A 17,186-nucleotide genomic window follows, 5' to 3' on the forward strand; every position below is an offset into this window, starting at 1 on the left:
AGATGGCAACACGTCCCGACGTCAGCGACGACGCCATCGTCGACTTCGACCATCACTCCGACGCGTTCAACCTCAACGAGTTGGCCATCAACGCCGAGCTGAGGCAACGCTGCCCGGTCGCCTGGAATGAGAACTACGGCGGATTCTGGTTCCTCAGCAGCTACGACGCGGTCAGCCACACGGCCAGAGACGGCGACACCTTCGCCCACAAGTACGAGCCCAACGCCGAAGACGGCGTCGACTATCAAGGAGAGATGGGCGTCCCGCGCCCCGAAGGTCAACCGGCGCTGGGCATCGGCGAAGTCGACGGCCCCTACCACCTAGCCCTACGGCACGCGCTAGCCCCGTTCCTCTCCCCCGGCGCCTTACAGAGACTCAAGCCTTTCATGGAACAAAAGGCGCATGAGTTCCTGGACCAGAAGATCGAAGACGGCCGCATGGACCTCGTTCTCGACTACGCCAGCCCGGTCCCGGCCATCCTCACCATGAAGCTGATGGGCCTGCCGCACGACAACTGGCACCTCTACGCCAACCTGTTCCACTCCGTCATGGCCGTCCCGCAGGACAGCCCGGAGTACCTCGACGCCGTCGCCAAAGTCCCCGCCATGATGCAAGAAGTCCTCGAGTACGCGGCCAGCAGACGAGCCGAACCGGAAGACGACCTGACCAGCTTCCTCATCCAGTTCGAGTTCGACGGCCAGCGCCTCACCGACGAACAGCTGCTCAACATCCTCTGGAACCTCATCGGCGGCGGTGTCGACACCACCACCTCCCAGACCGCGCTCACGCTCCAATACCTAGGCAACCACCCGGCCATGAGACAACAACTCATCGACCACCCGGAGCTCTACCGCACCGCCACCGACGAGTTTCTGCGCTACTTCTCGGTCAACCAAACCCTCAGCCGCACAGTCACTCACGACGTTGAACTCAGCGGCCAACACCTCCGCAAGAACGATAGGGTCGTGATCAGCTGGCTGTCCGCCAACCACGACGAAAAAGAATTCAAAAACCCCGACGAGATCATCATGGACCGAACGCCCAACCGTCACCTCGCCTTCGGGCTCGGCCCGCACCGCTGCATCGGCTCGCACCTGGCGCGGCTGATGGCCGAGGTGATGGTCAAGGCCGTCCTCGACCGCATCCCCGACTACGAAGTCGACGTGCAAAACGTCCAGCAATACCTGGGAAACCCGAGCATGACCGGCCTGGGCACGCTGCCGGTCACCTTCACTCCCGGAGCGAAGCGAGGCTAGATGCCCACCAACCCGATCACGCAAATGCTCGGTCCGTTCACCCGGACCGGCGGCTTCTACGCCCGCTCGTGGGGCACCTACCTGGATCGCCAGCCCGACGAGCTACCGGTGGCCCGCCCCACCGTTGCGCTCGCGGCACAGGCATTCCGCGACGAAATCCTGCTGGCCGGCTTCAGCCTGCTGCGTCGAGCTCCCGACGCGAAAACCCTCGAACGGATCGACAGCGAAGTGCTTGCTGCACAAGAGTTCTACGGAGACAAGGGCTGGCTCGACAATGCCGAGGGGTTCTTTGCCCCGCCCCCACCCCCCACCGACGTGACGGTCAAGCGCGTCAGCAGCATGGGACGCAACTACGAGCGGCTGTCCTTCGCCAGCGAGTACGAGCCCCATGAAGGCGAACCGGGCCGCGAACGGTGGTGCAGCTACACCGGCAACAACCGCGAATACGCCCTGATGTTCCGGCACCGCCGGCCGCGGCCCTGGCTGATCTGCATCCACGGCGCCGAGATGGGACGGGCCGCGCTCGACCCCATGCTGTTTCACGCCTGGCACCTGTATCGGGATTTCGGCCTCAACGTCGCGCTTCCCGTGCTTCCCATGCATGGCCCCCGAGCAAGCGGCGGCCCGAAATTCCCCAGCGAGGACGTGCTCGACGACGTCCACGGCGCCGCCCAGGCGGTCTGGGACATCAGGCGACTCACGGCCTGGATCCGCGCGCAACAGCCCGACGCGGCAATCGGGGTCAACGGCATCTCGCTCGGCGGTCTGATCTCGTCGCTGGTCGCCAGCCTCGACGACGGCCTCGCCTGCGCGATCCTGGGCGTGCCGGCCGTCGACCTGGTGAACCTGGTCGGCCGCCACGCCGGCCTCAGCGGCCACGCCGCCCTGCGCCACACGATGAACTCGGCCAAACCCCTCGGCCGGATGATCTCTCCGCTGGCACTGACCCCGCGCGTGCCGAAAAAAGGCCGCTTCATCTACGCCGGCCTCGCCGACCGCCTGGTGCACCCGCGCGACCAGGTCACCCGGCTTTGGGAGCACTGGGGCAAGCCCGAAATCCAGTGGTACCCAGGCGGTCACACCGGATTCTTCCGTTCGCGGCCGGTGCAGCGCTTCATCGACGACGCGCTCGTGCAGTCGGGGCTGGCCGACAAGAGATGACCACCTCCTACCTGCGATGGATAGCGGCGAGCGCGACCAACCCACTGGTCCATGCCTATCGGCGCACCGGTGCCGACGTGCCCTTCGGAGATCCGGTTCCCTCACACGGGACAGAAATGGAGGGCTGGTTCTGGCGCCTGACTGATGCCGCCTCGGGTCGCGTGGTCGTCGCGCTGTGCAGCGTGAACCGGAATCCGGACGGGGACTGGGCGACCGTCGCGGTCGCGCTGCATCCCGGCGACGTGGTGCGCTCGGCGGCCCTGGACGGCGCCCACGCCGAATCGTCCACCTTCTCCGTGCACGCCGGGACCGCTCCCGACTGCCGCCTGGCGGCGAGCACCGATCGGCTCACGATCGACCTCGACAGCATCCACTTCGACTTGCATTTCACCGATCCGTTCAACTGGCCCAAGGCCTTTGGCGGAGGCGGCGTCTTCTCTTCGGTCCCCTTTCTCAACCAATACTGGCATCCCTACCGACTCGGCGGAAAAGCCACCGGCACAGTCAAATTCCGTGACCGCACGTGGTCGTTCACTGACGCCCGGCTCTACACCGAACGCAACTGGGGCGCGGGCTTCCCCGAGCGCTGGTGGTGGGGTCAGGCACACGATTTCGGCGACGCCGACGTCTCGGTGGCGTTCTCAGGAGGGCTGCTCCAGCTCGGCCCGATCCGCAGGGACGTCACCGGAATCGTCGTGCGACTCGGCGACCGCGTCATCCGGGTCACCCCGCCGGCGCCCGTGCGCTCGGATGTCGGCGACGGACGCTGGACCGTGTCAGCTCGCACACCCCGCTACCGCATAGAGCTGGACGGAGACGGCACCCGCGCGGAACCGCACGTCTTGCCGGTGCCGCTGCCCGCGCAGCGGCGCAACATCGACACCGACTTCGAGCACCTCGCGGGCCGATTGCATTGCAGGGTGCGGGAGTTCGGCCGCGTAATCTTCGACGGCACCTGCGAGCTGGCCGGCCTGGAGATCGGCAGCCGGCCGGCGTGATTACGATGCCGTCGCGTACTGCAGCACCGGCTCCGACGAATCGACGTGGCTGCCGCTGATGATCCGGAGCCGATTCGGGCGCACCTCGTAGACGACGCCGTCGACCGGGTTGGTGACGTCGAACCCGTCCCCCACGCGCTCCGCGTTGGACAGCTCGATGTGCGCGCCGTCGCGGATGCGTTCGCCGCGGTAGTAGTAACTGCCGCTGAGGTTTTGGCACACCACGGCCAGCGACTTGGCGGTCCGCACCACCGCCGCCGGCGGGTTCCCCGGGTCGCAGCGGGCCGTCTCGCCGACGAACCCTAACCCGTCGGCACCTCGCACCGGAGCAGACAGCGTCGGCGTCTTCGGCGGCGGTGGGCTAGACGGCGGGGGCGAAGGCTTCGAAGCGGCCGGCGGCGGCGAGCCGCCGCTCGTCAACGCAGATACCAGCGCCACGACCAGCCCGACGATCACCAGCACCACCGCCGCCCCGATCCCCACCAGCGGCGCCCGGCCACCCAACAAGGGTCGACGCGGCGCCGGCGGCGAAGGCTCAACGGGCGGATACGGGCTGAAGCCGGTGTCCTCCGGATTCGGATAGACCGCCTCAAACGGCCGGGTGCGCAGGGGCCCGGCTTCGGCACCGACCGCGACCGGCTCGTATGCCGCGTTCACCGCCTCGCTGGCCGCCCGGGCCAATTCACCCGCGGACGCGAACCGCGCCTCACGCTGTTTCGCCATGCCGCGGGCGATGACGTCGTCGAAAGCCCGGCCGACGCCGCGCCGCATGATGCTGGGTCGCGGCGCCGGCGACAACATGTGAGCACTCTTCAGCTCGGCCGGGTCCGTGGCCTCGAACGGCGGATGCCCGGTGAGGCACTCGTAGAGCAGGCAGGCCAGCGAGTACACGTCGGTCTGCGGTCCCACCCGGCCGGTCGTGAACCGCTCGGGCGCCATATACACGCACGAACCGTCGGCATGCCCGATGCCGAAGTCGACGAGACTCGCGAAGTGATCGGGGGTCAGCAGCACGTGTTCCGGCCGGACACCCAGGTGCACCAGCCCGGCGGCGTGCGCGGCGTCCAGCGCCCGTGCCACCTGCGCCACGATCGACGCGGCGCGCGGCGCTTCCAGCGGGCCCCGCTCGCGCAGCAGGTCCTTGAGGCTGCCGCCCTCGACCAGCTGCATGTCGACGTAATAAACGCCATGAATCGAACCGAAGTCGTGCACCGGGATGACGTGGGGCTCCTGCAACCGCGCGGCAACAGCGCACTCCCGCCGAAAGCGTTGCTGGAAGCCGGGTTCGGCGGCCATCTCGGCAGGCAACAGCTTGACCGCGACCGTCCGGTCCCTGACCGTGTCGTGCGCCCGGTAGACCTCGCCCGTCGCGCCCTCACCGATCAGCGATCGCAGCTCGTAGGGCCCGAACCGGGTGCCAAGCCGCGAGGTCAATGGGCAGTCCTTTCGCTAGGTCGTAAAGGTCCAGCCGTGCGGGTTCCCGAATTGGGCGCCGACCTAACGTGCGGCGGCTCACGCGTGCGGCGGCACCGGGCACCAGAATAGGCCGCAGTTGAAGTTGGGCGGGCCGGCCGGCGCCCGCGGGGTGGCGGTGATCGGGCCGCTCGGCCACCCGTAGACGGCGCCGGTGTCGGCGTCGACGACGCCGCGGTAGTCGTAGTAATAGAGGTGGCACACGCCCATGTCCCAGCTGATGAAGTTGTCCGGGACGCGCTCGCCCGGGCACCACCTGCCGCACGTGTGCCCGGCCGGGCAGTTCCCGCCGACGTGGCCATACGGGTCGGCCTGCGCGACGCCCACGGCCAGCCCCGCGCCGATGCCGGCGGTCAGCAGCGCGCCGGCCATCCACTTCTTCCTCATGCCGTAAGCACACAACGGCCGGCCAGCTACCGATCCCATATCGACCTCAGCCGCCGTGCCCGCCTTTGTGTTTGTTGCCCGGGTACGGCGCGGACAGCGCTGACCGCGCTAACGGTCGAACTACTGCCCGCCTTTCAGCGACTCGGCCACTTTTTCGCCGTCGGGTGTCAATTGGAACCAGACCGCCAGATCCCACAGCGTGGGCTCGTCGTAGTGGCCGACGAAAAGATCGCGAAGGCGCTTCATGGCGGCATCGATCGAGAGATCCCAGGGCACCACTCGTTCATCGGAAGCGCCGAGTATGTCTCCGATCTTCATGAGGCCGTCGTCGAGCAGGGATCGAATCGTGCGCAGCACCAAGTTTTGCTCATCCTCGACGGTATCGGCGAGGTGGTGACGTCTCATGACGGATGTGACCTGCGCCATCGGGACACACATTGCCAGCCCGTCGAGCAGCAGCTCCTTACGCAGGAACTCTTCGGCGTTAATTCCCGGCTTGTTGTGCCCTAGATGCCGGTCATCAGGCTGGATCATCATTTTCTCCGACGTAGCAGTTCTTTGGGTTGTTAGCTTCGGTCATCATTCTTGTGGGCCTTCGAATTCTTCGGGAATCTCGCCGAGAAGCGGCCATTTGTGGTCCAAAGTATGCGGAATATGGATGGGGTGCGGGCCCGTCGCAGGGGAGTTTGGGGGCAGCCCGCCGAAACCTGGCATTGCGCCCCCACCCTCTGGGGTGCCTGGGGCGGGTTTAACAGCGGGCGGAGCTTCGACGGGCGCACGGACCGGTGCCTGCGGGGTGACAGCAGGTTCTCCGGACGCAGGCGGGCCAGCAGGACGCGGCGGGGAGAGCGCTATTTCTGGTACCCCACCTCTCGGATTGATGTGAACTTTTGTATAGCCACCGTGACCGGGAATGTTGATGTCAACAACTGGTTTTCCGTTGGACTCGGCGGTCCAGCGCTGCCCGATCGTCGTGCCGTCAGGTAGCCGGTATCGAATCCCTTTGCCGGGGTCGCCGTAGCCGTTCGGCATTTCGACTCCGTGCTGTTTGGCCCATTTCCACAAGTTCTCGAGATCTTGCGGAGAACGCACTTCCCTGACGTCTGGTCGATCGCCAACAGGCAGTCTCTCAAGCACCCGACGGATATCGTCACCGCTGGGGCCGCCGGTAGGCCCGGGATTCGGTCCGCCGTTGCCGTCTTGTTTCCAGACGCGGTCGACGGCGTAGACATGGCGATTTTGGGCCGGCGGAGGAGCGATAGAGGCGGGAGGTTGCGGGAACGTGTCGCGGATTCCGGCCACCGCGGCGGTGATTTTGCTGGCGACTTGCTGATCCAGGCCAACCAGTTGCGTGGCGCTTTGGCGGATTTCGCCGGCGAACGCCTGTGCTGCGGCGCGCCGCGCGGCCCGCTCCGCGGCTGACCCGCCACCCATGCGGTCGGTGACCGAAAGGTCCTCGCCCACTTCGAATCCCGCTGAACGAGCATCATCTACCGCGTAGCGAACTCGGGATCGGGCCGCATACAAATCCGACGCCCCGCTGCGAGCGACCCGGGTTGCCGCCTGTAGCTGGTCGACTGCTGCGCTCGTGGCTTGCAGGTCGGCATGCATCGCACGACGCAACGCGTCGGCGGCTTCGCCGCGCCAATCGACCGAGGCGGCGTCTCGCCAAACCTGATGGGCGACAACATAGCTACGCTCACCAACGGCGTCCCAGTGAGCGGCCGCCTCGGTGAGATGGTCGGTGGGCCAGGCTAACAGTGCCGACAGATTAGGAGCCCCGCCAACCGCCGCCATCGCTACACGCTGGTCACCGGCGGAGCTACCGCAGCGAGGTCGGTGGCAGATTCAGCTTCATTGGCAATGTAGCGCGCATCGGCTTGACCGACGCCGATGGCGCGTGCACGCACCCGACCGGCCAGCCCTGCGGTGAACACCGCGACATCAACGTGGGCACCGTTGACGGCGGCCGCGCTGGGCTGATAGGACAACAGCCCCGTTGGCGCGGCCGTGCCGTCCAGACCATCCACCAATGCACCCCAGCGGGCCGCCATAGCCCCGACACCGGCGCTGTCCACACGCATCGTTTGCCGCACAGCGCGAGCGTAGGCTGCACGTCACGCGCCTGCCAGTCACTCAGATGCCCCTGTTGCCAGGCAAAATCAAGCCGCCCAAACGTCGGGGTTACCCCGCCGTTGAGTGAAGAGTTTTCAAGTCAGCCGCCGTGCCCGCCTTTGGGCTTTTTGCCGGGGTGACCGGGTGGGGGCGGTGGCGCCGGTTCCGCGGTGCTGCTGGGCGTGGTGGTGGCGGTGGTCGTCGGCGGCGTCGGCGTGGTGGTGGTCGTGGTCGGCGTCGGCGGTGGCGCCGAGAACGGCGGATCGATGGCCAACAGGAGCAGCGCCAACAAGAACGCGGCAACGATCGCCGCGATCCACCACTTGCGCCGCGGAGCGTCCGGCTCCGGGGTCGCACCGGCGGGTGTATAGGTCAGCACGGCGGCCGGCGGCGCCTCCATCACCCGGGTGCCAGTGGGCATCGCTGCTGGGGCAGTGCCGGCGAGCGCGGCTCGCATCGCGCCGGCGTGGTCGAACCGCCATGCCGGGTCGCGCGCCATCGCGCGTTCGATCGCGGCGGCCAGGGGCGGTGGAACGTCCGGGCGCAGCGCGACCAGCGGCGGCGGTGACGTGTGCAGGATTGCGCGTGCCAGCGCGCCCAGGTCCTCCTGCGGGAACGGGCGCCGCCCGGTCAGCGCCTCGTAACCCACCACGCCCGCGGCATACAGGTCGTCGAACGCCGTGGCCGGCTTGGACGTCAGCCGCTCGGGACTCAGATACGCCATGCTGCCGACGACTTCACCCGCCCTGGTGTAGGCGGCGCCGGACGTCTTGGCGATGCCGAAATCGGCGAGCTTGGGTTCGCCCGCTGCGTTGAACAAGATGTTGCCCGGCTTGACGTCGCGGTGCAGGATGCCGGCGCTATGCGCCTCGGCAAGGGCGTCGAGAACACCGTCGAGCACGACGTGCACGAACGCCGGTGGCAGCGGCCCGCGGGCGATGTGGTCGGCCAGCGACACGCCGGGTAGCCGCTCCATGACGATGAACGGCAACTCGTCGTGCTCGCCGATGTCGTGGACCACCACGACGTGGCGGCCGGTCAGCCGCGCCGCCGCGTGCGCCTCCGTTTCGAACCTCAACCGGCTGTCCGGCCGGTCGGCCACCCCGGGATAGAGCAGCTTGATGGCGACGGGCCGGTTCAGCTTCCGGTCCCATCCCTCACGCACCTCGGCCATCGCGCCGCGGCCCAGGACGCCGCGCAGTTCGTACCGACCGTCGCCAAGAAGCCCGCCCGGCACCAGAGGCACTCCGTTACTGCTCTGGCCGCGGTAAGACTGGGTTCCTTGGAGGTCCGTGTCGATCTCCTGTCGGAAAGCTGACTCCCTGCTGGTTCGGGATAACCACGCAATCCGAAATCGAAACCCGCTACTCGACAGGCGTTAAACAGCGGTGTTCTGCCGCGGTTTGTGGACCGCCCCCGCGTACTCGCCGACGAAGCCGCTCCCCAGCCACCACCTGGGCTCGGTGTGCTCGAAGATTTCCTCGCCGAGGGCCCGAGTGCGCACCGACCTCTTGACGGGAAACGGATTCATCCCCGACTTGTATTCGACCCCGACCATGGCGGGGACGGCCGGCCGGTCGCGCCGCGGCAGCAGCTCGAAACCGGCGTCCTGGAGCATCGCGTTCAACTCGGCCGGGCGCGGGAATCGCCGAAAGTCGTGGTTCGGCTTGTGCAGGCCGAACACGAACAGCGGCCCGATCGTGACGAAACACAGCCACGTGCACAGGTTGCGATCCGGGGCGACATAGAACATCCGGCCGCCCGGCTTCAGCGCGCGAAACACGCTGTCCATCAGGCGGCGGTGCTCGGTGCAGTGGTCAAGGACCCCGTGCAGGTAAACGAGGTCGAACCGATTGGCGCCCAACACCTCCGGGTTACGGGCGTCGCCGACGACGAAGGTCACACCGGTCTTGCCGGCAAAGCGCTTGCGGGCCGCGTCGATCGACTTGTAGTCGACGTCGATGCCGACGACGTCCCATTCACCCAGCTCCGGATATCGTTCGAGCAACCCCGCGATCGCCCCGCCGCTACCGCAGCCGACCACGGCCATCGCCGGGCGTTGACCATTCGCCGGCGGCAGGTAGTCACGGAGGAAGTCCCATGCGGCGTAGTCGATTTCGCCGACGAGATCGGCGGTGAAGCGCCACTGCTCGCTCACTTCGGCGTTGGAGAAGTAACGGACCCCGCGCTCGATCGTGCCGTTACTGATCCGCATCAGCGCGCGATCGATGATCGAATAGTGGTATTCGGGCTCACCCGCCGCGTCGTTGGCCCGTTCACGGTCCAGGAATTCGAAGTAGCTCCGCTCCTCGGGTTCGACTGGTGCCTGCCATGATTGGGCCCCGCCGAGCACACGCTGCCGAATCCACGAGTCGATCACGCGGCTGTAGACGCCGGTGTCGAACAACATGAGCTGATGGCCCCCACCGGGCATCACGAAGAAGTCCTTGGTCCCGCCGATCCGCTCGAAGCAGGCTCGGCAGTGCTCGACACCGACAATCTCATCGTGCTCGCCGCAGGCGATCAGGACGGGTTTCGTGTTGGCGGCGGCGGGTTTCGGCGGCACATAGTTGAACACCGAGTGGTAGCTCTTGAACCCGTACGACCAGACGTAAAGCGGGTCGTTCTTCTTGGTGTCCAGCAGTCCGGGGTCTTCTTGGTAGGCGGCCTTGAAGTCGATGAACCGCCGCAGCGGGACGCGCAGCCGATCGCCCACCTTCTCCGCCGCGAATTTCGCCAGCGGCGACCGGAAGAGCCGGATCGGCAGGCTCATTGGCGCCTCGTGGTTCAACAGGATGTTCATGCACACACCGGCCGTCACGGCCGGGCACGCGTCGAGCGCGTGGAAGGCGACCTCCCCGCCTTGGCTGGCGCCGTGCACGACGACGGGCAGGGACGTGCGTCGTGCGGCGTAATCGGTGACCGCCCTGGTGTCTTCGAGGAAGGCTTCGAAACTGAACACACCCGGCTTGCCCTCGGTGCGGCCATGCCCGGTCAGGTCGAAGGAATAGACCGCCGCACGGTAGTGGCGGCGCATGTGCTCGGCGAACGCGTCGTAACTCTCGCTGTTGCCCGCGGTGCCATGCACCAGCACCAAGACATAGTCGGCCTTGTCGTTGTCGTAGCGGCGCACGAAGATTCGTTTGCCGCCGGATCCGGTCACTGCGTCTTCGACCATCGGCGGCACTGCCTGAATGGTGGTGTTCATCAGCTCGTCGAATCCAATCTCTCGGTGAAGCGGGCGGCGATCATCTCGGCGAAGGCGTCGAAGTCGGCGCGGAAGCCTGAAGTGTCGGCGACGAACGGGCGCTGCATCGACATGCCGAGCAGCACGATTTCGCAGAGACGCACCGCCTCGTCGATCGACCGCTGCGGCGCCTGGTCACCGGCGATGGTGCGCAGCAGCTCACCCAACTGCCGCCGCTGGGTATCGCGATAGTCGACATACGCGGTCCGCAGGAACTCGTTGTGGTTGGCCGCCGCGGCGAACTCGACCATGAACGTGACCGCGTCGATGTCGTCGATGAACAGCGTGTACAGCAGGCCGGCCGCCTCGCCGAGGCCATCCCGCACGGGCGGTCCCTGCGACAACCGGGCCGCCGCCGCGGCGAACATATTCTTGGCCATGTCGTCGATGGCCGCCTGGAAGAGCTTTTCCTTGGTCTCGAAGTGGTAGTGCAGCAGGGTCTGCGAAACGCCGGCCTTCGCCGAGATCAGCTTCATCGAGGACTTCTCGTAGCCGTACGCACAGAAGCAGCGCATCGTCGTCTGCAGGATGCGCTGCCGGGTGTCACCGGCGGTTTCCCCAGTCTTCGAAATCGCTTCGGTCAACCTCGACTCGTCTCGTCGCTTCCGAATAAAGTTACTGCCTGATCGATCAGTCAGGCAAGGACCAGCGCGATACTCTTTGAAGTGATGCGACCAAAAATCACGTTGACCTTCGACAACGGCCCGACCCCCGGTGTCACGGATCGGGTCCTCGATGCCCTCGCTCAGCGTCAGATGTCCGCCATCTTCTTCGTCGTCGGTGAGAGGGTTTGCTCGCCGACGGGACGCCGGCTGATCGAGCGCGCGGTGAGCGAGGGCCACCGGATCGGCAATCACTCCTTCACCCACGGCCGACCCCTTGGCGAGCTCTCCGCGGCGGAGACCCTTCACGAAATCGGCAGCACGCAAGAGATTTTGGACGAGTTCAACGATGCCGATCGCTACTTCAGGCCGTGGGGAACCGAGGGCGCGCTCGAACGACGCTGCCTGAACCAGACGGCGGTCGACTACCTCATCGCGGAGAAGTACACCTGCGTCCTGTGGAACAGCGTCCCGCGCGACTGGGACGACCCCAGCGGATGGGTCGACCGGGCGCTCGCCGATACCCGTAACCATGAGCACACCGCGGTCGTACTGCACGACCTGCCCACCGGCGCGATGGAGCGACTACCGAGATTCCTCGATGAGCTCGGCGATTCCGGCGTAGAGGTCACCACCGACCTCCCCGACGGCTGCGTGCCGATCGTGCGCGGCCGGATGCGAACCCCCATCGATCACCTCACGGCGGCGATAAGGTGAACCGGAGGGAGGCCCAATGAGCGACATGACGGCGCGGTTCTCCGAGATCGTCGGCGAGCACAACCTGCTGACCGGCGACGCGATCCCCGAGGACTACTGGCACGACGAGGTGTTGACCAAGCCGCCGCAACGGCCGGCATATGTGGCCAAACCCGCTTCAGCGGAAGCAGTTTCGCAATTGTTGAAGGCCGCCTCGGACAACGGCGTTCCGGTGACGGCCCGCGGATCCGGCACCGGCCTGTCGGGCGCGGCCATCCCCCGCGCCGACGGACTGGTGATCTCCTTCGAGCGCATGAACGCCGTCCTCGAGGTCGACACCACCAACCAGGTCGCCGTCGTCCAACCCGGCGTCACGCTGACCGAACTGGACGTCGCGACCGCCGACAGCGGCCTGCGCTACATGGTCCACCCGGGCGAGCTGTCGTCCAGCGTCGGCGGAAACGTCGGCACCAACGCCGGCGGCATGAACGCGGTGAAGTACGGGATCGCGCGGAACAACGTGGTCGGGTTGCAGGCGGCGCTGCCGACCGGCGGACTCATCCGCACCGGCGGCAAGATCGCCAAGATCTCCACCGGCTACGACCTGACCCAGCTCATCGTCGGATCCGAGGGCACCCTGGCCCTGGCCACCGAGGTGACCGTCAAGCTGCATCCGCGGCTCGACCACAACGCCGCCGTGCTCGCCCCGTTCGCCGACTTTGACCAGATCATGGCCGCGGTGCCCAAGGTGGTGGGAAGCGGCCTCGCGCCCTACATCCTGGAGTACATCGACAACGTGACGATGGCGGCGCTCGTCCACACCCAGAACCTGGAGCTTGGTGTCCCCGACAACGTCCGCGACAGCTGCGACGCCTACCTCGTTGTGGCCCTTGAGAACCGGACCGCCGGGCGGCTGGACGAGGACGTCGAGACGGCCGGCGAGCTGCTGGCCGAGCTGGGCGCCGTGGATGCCTATGTGCTGGAAGGGGGTTCGGCGCGCAAGCTGATCGAGGCGCGGGAGAAGGCGTTCTGGACGCTGAAGGCCGTCGGGGCCGACGACCTCATCGACACCGTGGTGCCCCGCAGCGCGATGCCGAAGTTCCTGTCCGCCGCGCGCGGCATGGCGGTGGCCGCCGGCGGCGCCGCGGCGGGCTGCGGGCACGCCGGTGACGGCAACGTGCACCTGGCGATCTTCTGTAAGGACCCCGACACGCGCAAGCAACTCATGACCGACATCTTCGCGCTCGCAATGGAATTGGGTGGCGCCATCTCCGGCGAACACGGCCTGGGCCGCGCCAAGACCCCGTACTTCCTCGAACTGGAAGACCCGGTCAAGGTCGACCTGATGCGCCGCATCAAGCACAGCTTCGACCCCGCGGGCATTCTCAATCCGGACGTGGTCTTCGCCACTGAAGCGCTCAGCCGACAACCGGAAAGTGGCGTTGAGCGGCAAGAGCTTTGAGCCCCTTCTGCATCACCCCGCGCACATGCGCGTCGAGCCTGTTGATGTCGGACGCATCAGCGAATTTGGCAATGTCGATGGGAGACAACACCTCGGTGACGATCTTGGTGGGCAGCGGCAAGTTCACCGGCGCGACCACGCTGAGCCCGAACGGGAAACCGATGGTGATCGGCAAGATGTCCGTTCGGAACAGCTTGCGCTCCAGCTTGGTGAGCCGAAGCGCTCGTACCAGCCATCTGCCACGGCTCAAGAAGAACTGGCTTTCCTGTCCGCCGATGGAGACGGCGGGAACGATCGGGACATTCGCCTCGATGGCCGTGGTGACGTAACCGGTTCGTCCGTCGAAGTCGATGGTGTTCTTCCGCAGCGTCGGCCGGTAGACATCGAAGTCGCCGCCCGGATAGACCAACACGATGGCACCGGCGGCCAATGCCTCGGCGGCGTTCTCCCGCGTCGCCCGGATCACCCCGGTGCGCCGCAGAAAGTCACCGGCCGGTCCGGCGAAGATGGTGTCGAAACCAAGAGAGTAGAGCGGGCGGTCGTAGCCGTACTTGTCGTAATAGTCGACGGCGAACACCGGCAGGTCGAACGTCGTGAGCCCGCCGGAATGGTTGCCCACCACGAGCGCCGGTCCCGACGGGATGTTGTCCAGGCCGCGCACTTCGGAACGGAAATACCGTTTGACGATCGGGCGGGTCAGCGCGACGACGTGCTCGGTCAGACCGGGGTCCCATTTATCGACGTCGGTCGAGGCGTTGGGGTTGTGACTCATGTCTATGGCCTCAGATGAGCTGATGCTACGCCCGCCGATCTGAGCCGACATCGTTTCGCCGCCCGGCTCTCCGCCGCCGAATTGCGGGGATATGCCGATGTGCCCGCCTCTAAGCGACAACGGCGGGGCTCGGCGCCCAGCGCCGCGAGTTGTCGCTATGAGGCGGGCCCTTCGGGTGCCGCTTTTTCCAGAGGCGCCTGTGGCTCCTGTGACTTAGGTGCCCACGGAAAGCGCCTGTCAGCGTTCAAGTGTGAATACGACGTCGTAGAGGAGCGATTGGGAAGCGACGCAAGCCTCGTCGACCACAAGCCGGCGATTCAGAAGGATATGCCAATGTGCCCGCCTCTAAGCGACAACGGCGGCCTCGGCGCCCAGCGCCGCGAGTTGTCGCTATGAGGCGGGCACTTTGGGTGCCGCTTTTTCCAGAGGCGCCTGTGGCTCCTGTGACTTAGGCGACGGCTCACATCCCGAAGTGCGCGCACCGCACCGCCGCAACGGCTTCCGGCGGCCCGGTCACTTCGACGTCCGCCGCGCCTTGCCTGCCAAAGAGATACAGCAGCAGCTCCCCCGGTTCGCCGCGAAGCAGCGCCACCGCCGAACCAGGCCGCACCGTCACTCGCGAGCCGGCCCACTCCACGGCGAGCCCGCTACCAGAAAGCCGCCGACTCAGAAAACGCCCGCCGCGGCATACGTTGCGCCACAACGCCGCGTCCATGTCGGACGCCAAACAACGCGGCCCCAATCCCTGAGCCCTGCGCACGTCCTCGTGGTGCACGAAGAACTCGTTGAGATTGGCCAGCGCGCGTACCCATCCGATGCGGAAGAGCCCGACGGGCGGGCCGGACCGGATCCGCGCGACGAGCCACCCGAAATCGTGGCGGGCCATCGCGACCCGGCGCCGCTCGGCGAACCGTTGGAAGGGGCCCGACAGGACGAGGCAAGGTCCCGCCACGACATCGCGCTCTCGCAGCACCAGATGGGCGGCGAGATCGCGACACGTCCAGCCCTCGATCAGCGTGCGGGCGGACGGCCCGAGCTCGGCGAAAAGGTCACACAGCGCGGACCGCTCCCGCGCGTCCAGCGTCGGCCCAGACACCACCGCAGGCTACTGCAATCCCGCTGCGCGCCAGACCAATAAACGTGAACGGGCACACACAACCAACGGTTGTGTCCTCACAACGGCGCGACCTCTACCAGCCGCCGCCTAGCCACGGCACTATGAAGCCATGAGACGTGGGCGCAACGGAGCGCCTGCGCTCACCTCTGACTGACAACATCATCGCGTCGATGCCCTGGCCAGCAGCCCTGCAGCCCACGCACCGCGAAGGAGCACACCACATGACCACAGCACGTCCCGCCAAGACCCGCAGCGAGGGCCAGTGGGCGCTGGGTGATCGCGAACCGCTCAACGACACCGAGAAGATCAAGAATGACGACGCGCCGCTGAACGTGCGCGACCGCATCGTCAACGTCTACGCCAACCAGGGCTTCGACAGCATCGATCACTCCGATCTGCGCGGGCGCTTCCGCTGGATGGGCCTGTACACGCAACGCGAACAGGGCTACGACGGCAGCTGGACCGGCGACGACAACACCGACAAGATCGAAGCCAAGTACTTCATGATGCGGGTCCGCACCGACGGCAAACCGCTCACGGCGCACTCGATGCGCACCCTGGGTCAGATCTCGACCGAATTCGCCCGCGACACCGCCGACATCAGCGACCGGGAAAACGTGCAACTGCACTGGATCCGCATCGAGGACGTTCCCGAAATCTGGCGGCGGCTCGACTCGGTCGGCCTGCAGACCACCGAGGCGTGCGGCGACTGCCCGCGTGGCATCCACGGTTCGCCGCTGGCCGGCGACTCGCTCGACGAGGTGCTCGATCCCTCCCCCGCGATCGACGAGATCGTCCGGCGCTCCATGGGCAATCCCGAGTACGCGAACCTGCCGCGCAAGTACAAGACCGCGGTCTCGGGCCTGCAGGATGTCTCCCACGAAACTCACGACGTCGCGTTCGTCGGCGTCAACCACCCCGAGCACGGCCCCGGCCTGGATCTGTGGGTGGGCGGCGGATTGTCGACCAACCCGATGCTGGCCCAGCGGGTCGGAGTGTGGATTCCCCTCGACGAGGTGCCCGACGTCTGGGAGGCCGTCACCCAGGTGTTCCGCGACTACGGCTACCGGCGGATGCGCGCCAAGGCGCGGCTGAAGTTCCTGATCAAGGATTGGGGCGTCGAAAAGTTCCGCGAGGTCCTCGAAACCGAGTACCTGAACCGTCGGCTCATCGACGGCCCGGCCCCCGCGCCGGTCAAGCAGACCATCGACCACGTCGGCGTGCAGAAGATCAAGAACGGGCTCAACGCGATTGGCGTCGCCCCGATCGCCGGACGCGTCTCCGGCGCCACCCTGTCGGCCGTCGCCGACCTGATGGAAAAGGTCGGCTCCGACCGGGCCCGACTGACCCCGTTCCAGAAACTGGTCATCCTCGACGTCCCCGACGCCTTGGTCGACGAGACCGTCGTCGCGCTCGACGCCCTGGGCCTGCCGTCGCGGCCGTCGTCGTGGCGCAAGAACACCATGGCCTGCACCGGCATCGAGTTCTGCAAGCTGTCCTTCGCCGAAACCCGCGTGCGCACACAGACTTTGGTGCCCGAACTGGAGCAGCGGCTGGCCGACGTCAACTCAGAGCTCGACGTGCCGATCAGCGTCCACCTCAACGGCTGCCCGAACTCGTGCGCGCGAATTCAGGTCGCCGACATCGGCTTCAAGGGCCAGTGGATCGACGACGGCGAAGGCAATTCCGTCGAGGGCTTCCAGGTCCACCTGGGCGGCGGCCTGGGCGAGGCCAGCGGGTTCGGCCGAAAGCTGCGCCAGCACAAGGTGACCAGCGACGAGCTCGGCGACTACATCGACCGGGTGACCCGCAAATTCCTCGAAGGCCGCGACGGCGGCGAAACTTTCGCGTCCTGGGCGCTGCGCGCCGACGAGGCCGACCTGCGATAGGAGTTGAGGAC

General features: G+C 66.7%; 16 protein-coding genes. 6 read left to right on the forward strand and 10 right to left on the reverse strand.

Annotated elements, in window-relative coordinates; genetic code table 11:
- Window positions 1-2 precede the first annotated feature (2 nt).
- Genes A5756_RS20580 through A5756_RS20590 form a run of 3 tightly spaced genes read left to right on the forward strand, consistent with a single transcriptional unit; the run spans window position 3 to window position 3,415 of the window.
- Window positions 3-1,256, forward strand: coding sequence for a cytochrome P450 (locus A5756_RS20580; RefSeq protein ID WP_066956775.1), 1,254 nt, complete (start codon window positions 3-5; stop codon window positions 1,254-1,256).
- Window positions 1,257-2,417, forward strand: coding sequence for a S9 family peptidase (locus A5756_RS20585; protein ID WP_066956778.1), 1,161 nt, complete (start codon window positions 1,257-1,259; stop codon window positions 2,415-2,417).
- Window positions 2,414-3,415 (forward strand): tocopherol cyclase family protein, encoded by a 1,002-nt coding sequence (locus A5756_RS20590; RefSeq protein ID WP_066956781.1) that lies wholly within the window; start codon window positions 2,414-2,416, stop codon window positions 3,413-3,415. The genes A5756_RS20585 and A5756_RS20590 overlap by 4 nt, the downstream gene beginning before the upstream one ends.
- On the opposite strand, the gene A5756_RS20595 is transcribed toward A5756_RS20590, so the two are convergent.
- The 8 genes from A5756_RS20595 to A5756_RS20630 form a co-directional block, all read right to left on the reverse strand.
- Window positions 3,416-4,849, reverse strand: a complete 1,434-nt coding sequence (locus A5756_RS20595; RefSeq protein ID WP_066956784.1) for a serine/threonine-protein kinase — start codon at window positions 4,847-4,849, stop codon at window positions 3,416-3,418. It lies immediately after the preceding gene.
- Window positions 4,850-4,927: 78 nt separating this feature from the next.
- Window positions 4,928-5,275 (reverse strand): hypothetical protein, encoded by a 348-nt coding sequence (locus tag A5756_RS20600; RefSeq protein WP_066956788.1) that lies wholly within the window; start codon window positions 5,273-5,275, stop codon window positions 4,928-4,930.
- 120 nt (window positions 5,276-5,395) lie between these two features.
- Complete coding sequence (locus A5756_RS20605; RefSeq protein WP_156659729.1) at window positions 5,396-5,809, reverse strand: hypothetical protein; 414 nt, start codon at window positions 5,807-5,809, stop codon at window positions 5,396-5,398.
- A gap of 45 nt (window positions 5,810-5,854) precedes the next feature.
- Window positions 5,855-7,072, reverse strand: a complete 1,218-nt coding sequence (locus tag A5756_RS26540) for a hypothetical protein (protein WP_232001954.1) — start codon at window positions 7,070-7,072, stop codon at window positions 5,855-5,857.
- 2 nt (window positions 7,073-7,074) lie between these two features.
- Entirely contained in the window at window positions 7,075-7,371 is a 297-nt protein-coding gene (locus A5756_RS20615; protein ID WP_231989219.1) for a hypothetical protein, read from the reverse strand.
- Window positions 7,372-7,490: 119 nt separating this feature from the next.
- On the reverse strand, window positions 7,491-8,627 hold the full coding sequence (locus A5756_RS20620) for a serine/threonine-protein kinase (protein WP_066956794.1): 1,137 nt from the start codon (window positions 8,625-8,627) through the stop codon (window positions 7,491-7,493).
- 141 nt (window positions 8,628-8,768) lie between these two features.
- Window positions 8,769-10,598 carry an alpha/beta fold hydrolase gene (locus tag A5756_RS20625; RefSeq protein WP_232005377.1) on the reverse strand — a complete coding sequence of 610 codons (1,830 nt, stop codon included), beginning with the start codon at window positions 10,596-10,598 and terminating at the stop codon, window positions 8,769-8,771.
- A complete protein-coding gene (locus tag A5756_RS20630; protein WP_066956797.1) occupies window positions 10,598-11,221 on the reverse strand; it encodes a TetR/AcrR family transcriptional regulator in 624 nt (207 codons plus the stop codon). Before A5756_RS20630 ends, A5756_RS20625 begins: the two co-directional genes overlap by 1 nt.
- Before the next feature lie 84 nt (window positions 11,222-11,305).
- Between A5756_RS20630 and A5756_RS20635 the strand changes: the two genes are divergently transcribed.
- Both A5756_RS20635 and A5756_RS20640 read left to right on the forward strand, forming a co-directional pair.
- A complete protein-coding gene (locus tag A5756_RS20635; RefSeq protein WP_066956984.1) occupies window positions 11,306-11,956 on the forward strand; it encodes a polysaccharide deacetylase family protein in 651 nt (216 codons plus the stop codon).
- A 16-nt stretch (window positions 11,957-11,972) separates the two neighbouring features.
- A complete protein-coding gene (locus A5756_RS20640) occupies window positions 11,973-13,397 on the forward strand; it encodes an FAD-binding oxidoreductase (protein WP_066956800.1) in 1,425 nt (474 codons plus the stop codon).
- On the opposite strand, the gene A5756_RS20645 is transcribed toward A5756_RS20640, so the two are convergent.
- Both A5756_RS20645 and A5756_RS20650 read right to left on the reverse strand, forming a co-directional pair.
- A complete protein-coding gene (locus A5756_RS20645; protein ID WP_066956802.1) occupies window positions 13,354-14,169 on the reverse strand; it encodes a 1-acyl-sn-glycerol-3-phosphate acyltransferase in 816 nt (271 codons plus the stop codon). The two genes, A5756_RS20640 and A5756_RS20645, sit on opposite strands and share 44 nt — an antisense overlap.
- A gap of 460 nt (window positions 14,170-14,629) precedes the next feature.
- Window positions 14,630-15,265 (reverse strand): TIGR03085 family metal-binding protein, encoded by a 636-nt coding sequence (locus A5756_RS20650; protein ID WP_066956987.1) that lies wholly within the window; start codon window positions 15,263-15,265, stop codon window positions 14,630-14,632.
- Between the two features lie 242 nt (window positions 15,266-15,507).
- Here A5756_RS20650 and A5756_RS20655 point away from each other — a divergent pair, with 242 nt between their 5' ends.
- Window positions 15,508-17,175 (forward strand): nitrite/sulfite reductase, encoded by a 1,668-nt coding sequence (locus A5756_RS20655; RefSeq protein ID WP_066956804.1) that lies wholly within the window; start codon window positions 15,508-15,510, stop codon window positions 17,173-17,175.
- Window positions 17,176-17,186 lie beyond the last annotated feature (11 nt).

The sequence above is a fragment of the Mycobacterium sp. 852002-53434_SCH5985345 genome, from assembly GCF_001667155.1.
Taxonomy (GTDB): Bacteria; Actinomycetota; Actinomycetes; order Mycobacteriales; family Mycobacteriaceae; genus Mycobacterium.

What these genes read in the sequence shown, in the direction of transcription:
- A5756_RS20580 (WP_066956775.1), top strand. Translation starts at nt 3, where the DNA reads ATGGCAACACGTCCCGACGTCAGCGACGACGCCATCGTCGACTTCGAC.
- A5756_RS20585 (WP_066956778.1), top strand. Translation starts at nt 1,257, where the DNA reads ATGCCCACCAACCCGATCACGCAAATGCTCGGTCCGTTCACCCGGACC.
- A5756_RS20590 (WP_066956781.1), top strand. Translation starts at nt 2,414, where the DNA reads ATGACCACCTCCTACCTGCGATGGATAGCGGCGAGCGCGACCAACCCA.
- A5756_RS20600 (WP_066956788.1), bottom strand. Translation starts at nt 5,275, where the DNA reads ATGAGGAAGAAGTGGATGGCCGGCGCGCTGCTGACCGCCGGCATCGGC.
- A5756_RS20605 (WP_156659729.1), bottom strand. Translation starts at nt 5,809, where the DNA reads ATGATCCAGCCTGATGACCGGCATCTAGGGCACAACAAGCCGGGAATT.
- A5756_RS26540 (WP_232001954.1), bottom strand. Translation starts at nt 7,072, where the DNA reads ATGGCGGCGGTTGGCGGGGCTCCTAATCTGTCGGCACTGTTAGCCTGG.
- A5756_RS20625 (WP_232005377.1), bottom strand. Translation starts at nt 10,598, where the DNA reads ATGAACACCACCATTCAGGCAGTGCCGCCGATGGTCGAAGACGCAGTG.
- A5756_RS20635 (WP_066956984.1), top strand. Translation starts at nt 11,306, where the DNA reads ATGCGACCAAAAATCACGTTGACCTTCGACAACGGCCCGACCCCCGGT.
- A5756_RS20640 (WP_066956800.1), top strand. Translation starts at nt 11,973, where the DNA reads ATGAGCGACATGACGGCGCGGTTCTCCGAGATCGTCGGCGAGCACAAC.
- A5756_RS20645 (WP_066956802.1), bottom strand. Translation starts at nt 14,169, where the DNA reads ATGAGTCACAACCCCAACGCCTCGACCGACGTCGATAAATGGGACCCC.
- A5756_RS20655 (WP_066956804.1), top strand. Translation starts at nt 15,508, where the DNA reads ATGACCACAGCACGTCCCGCCAAGACCCGCAGCGAGGGCCAGTGGGCG.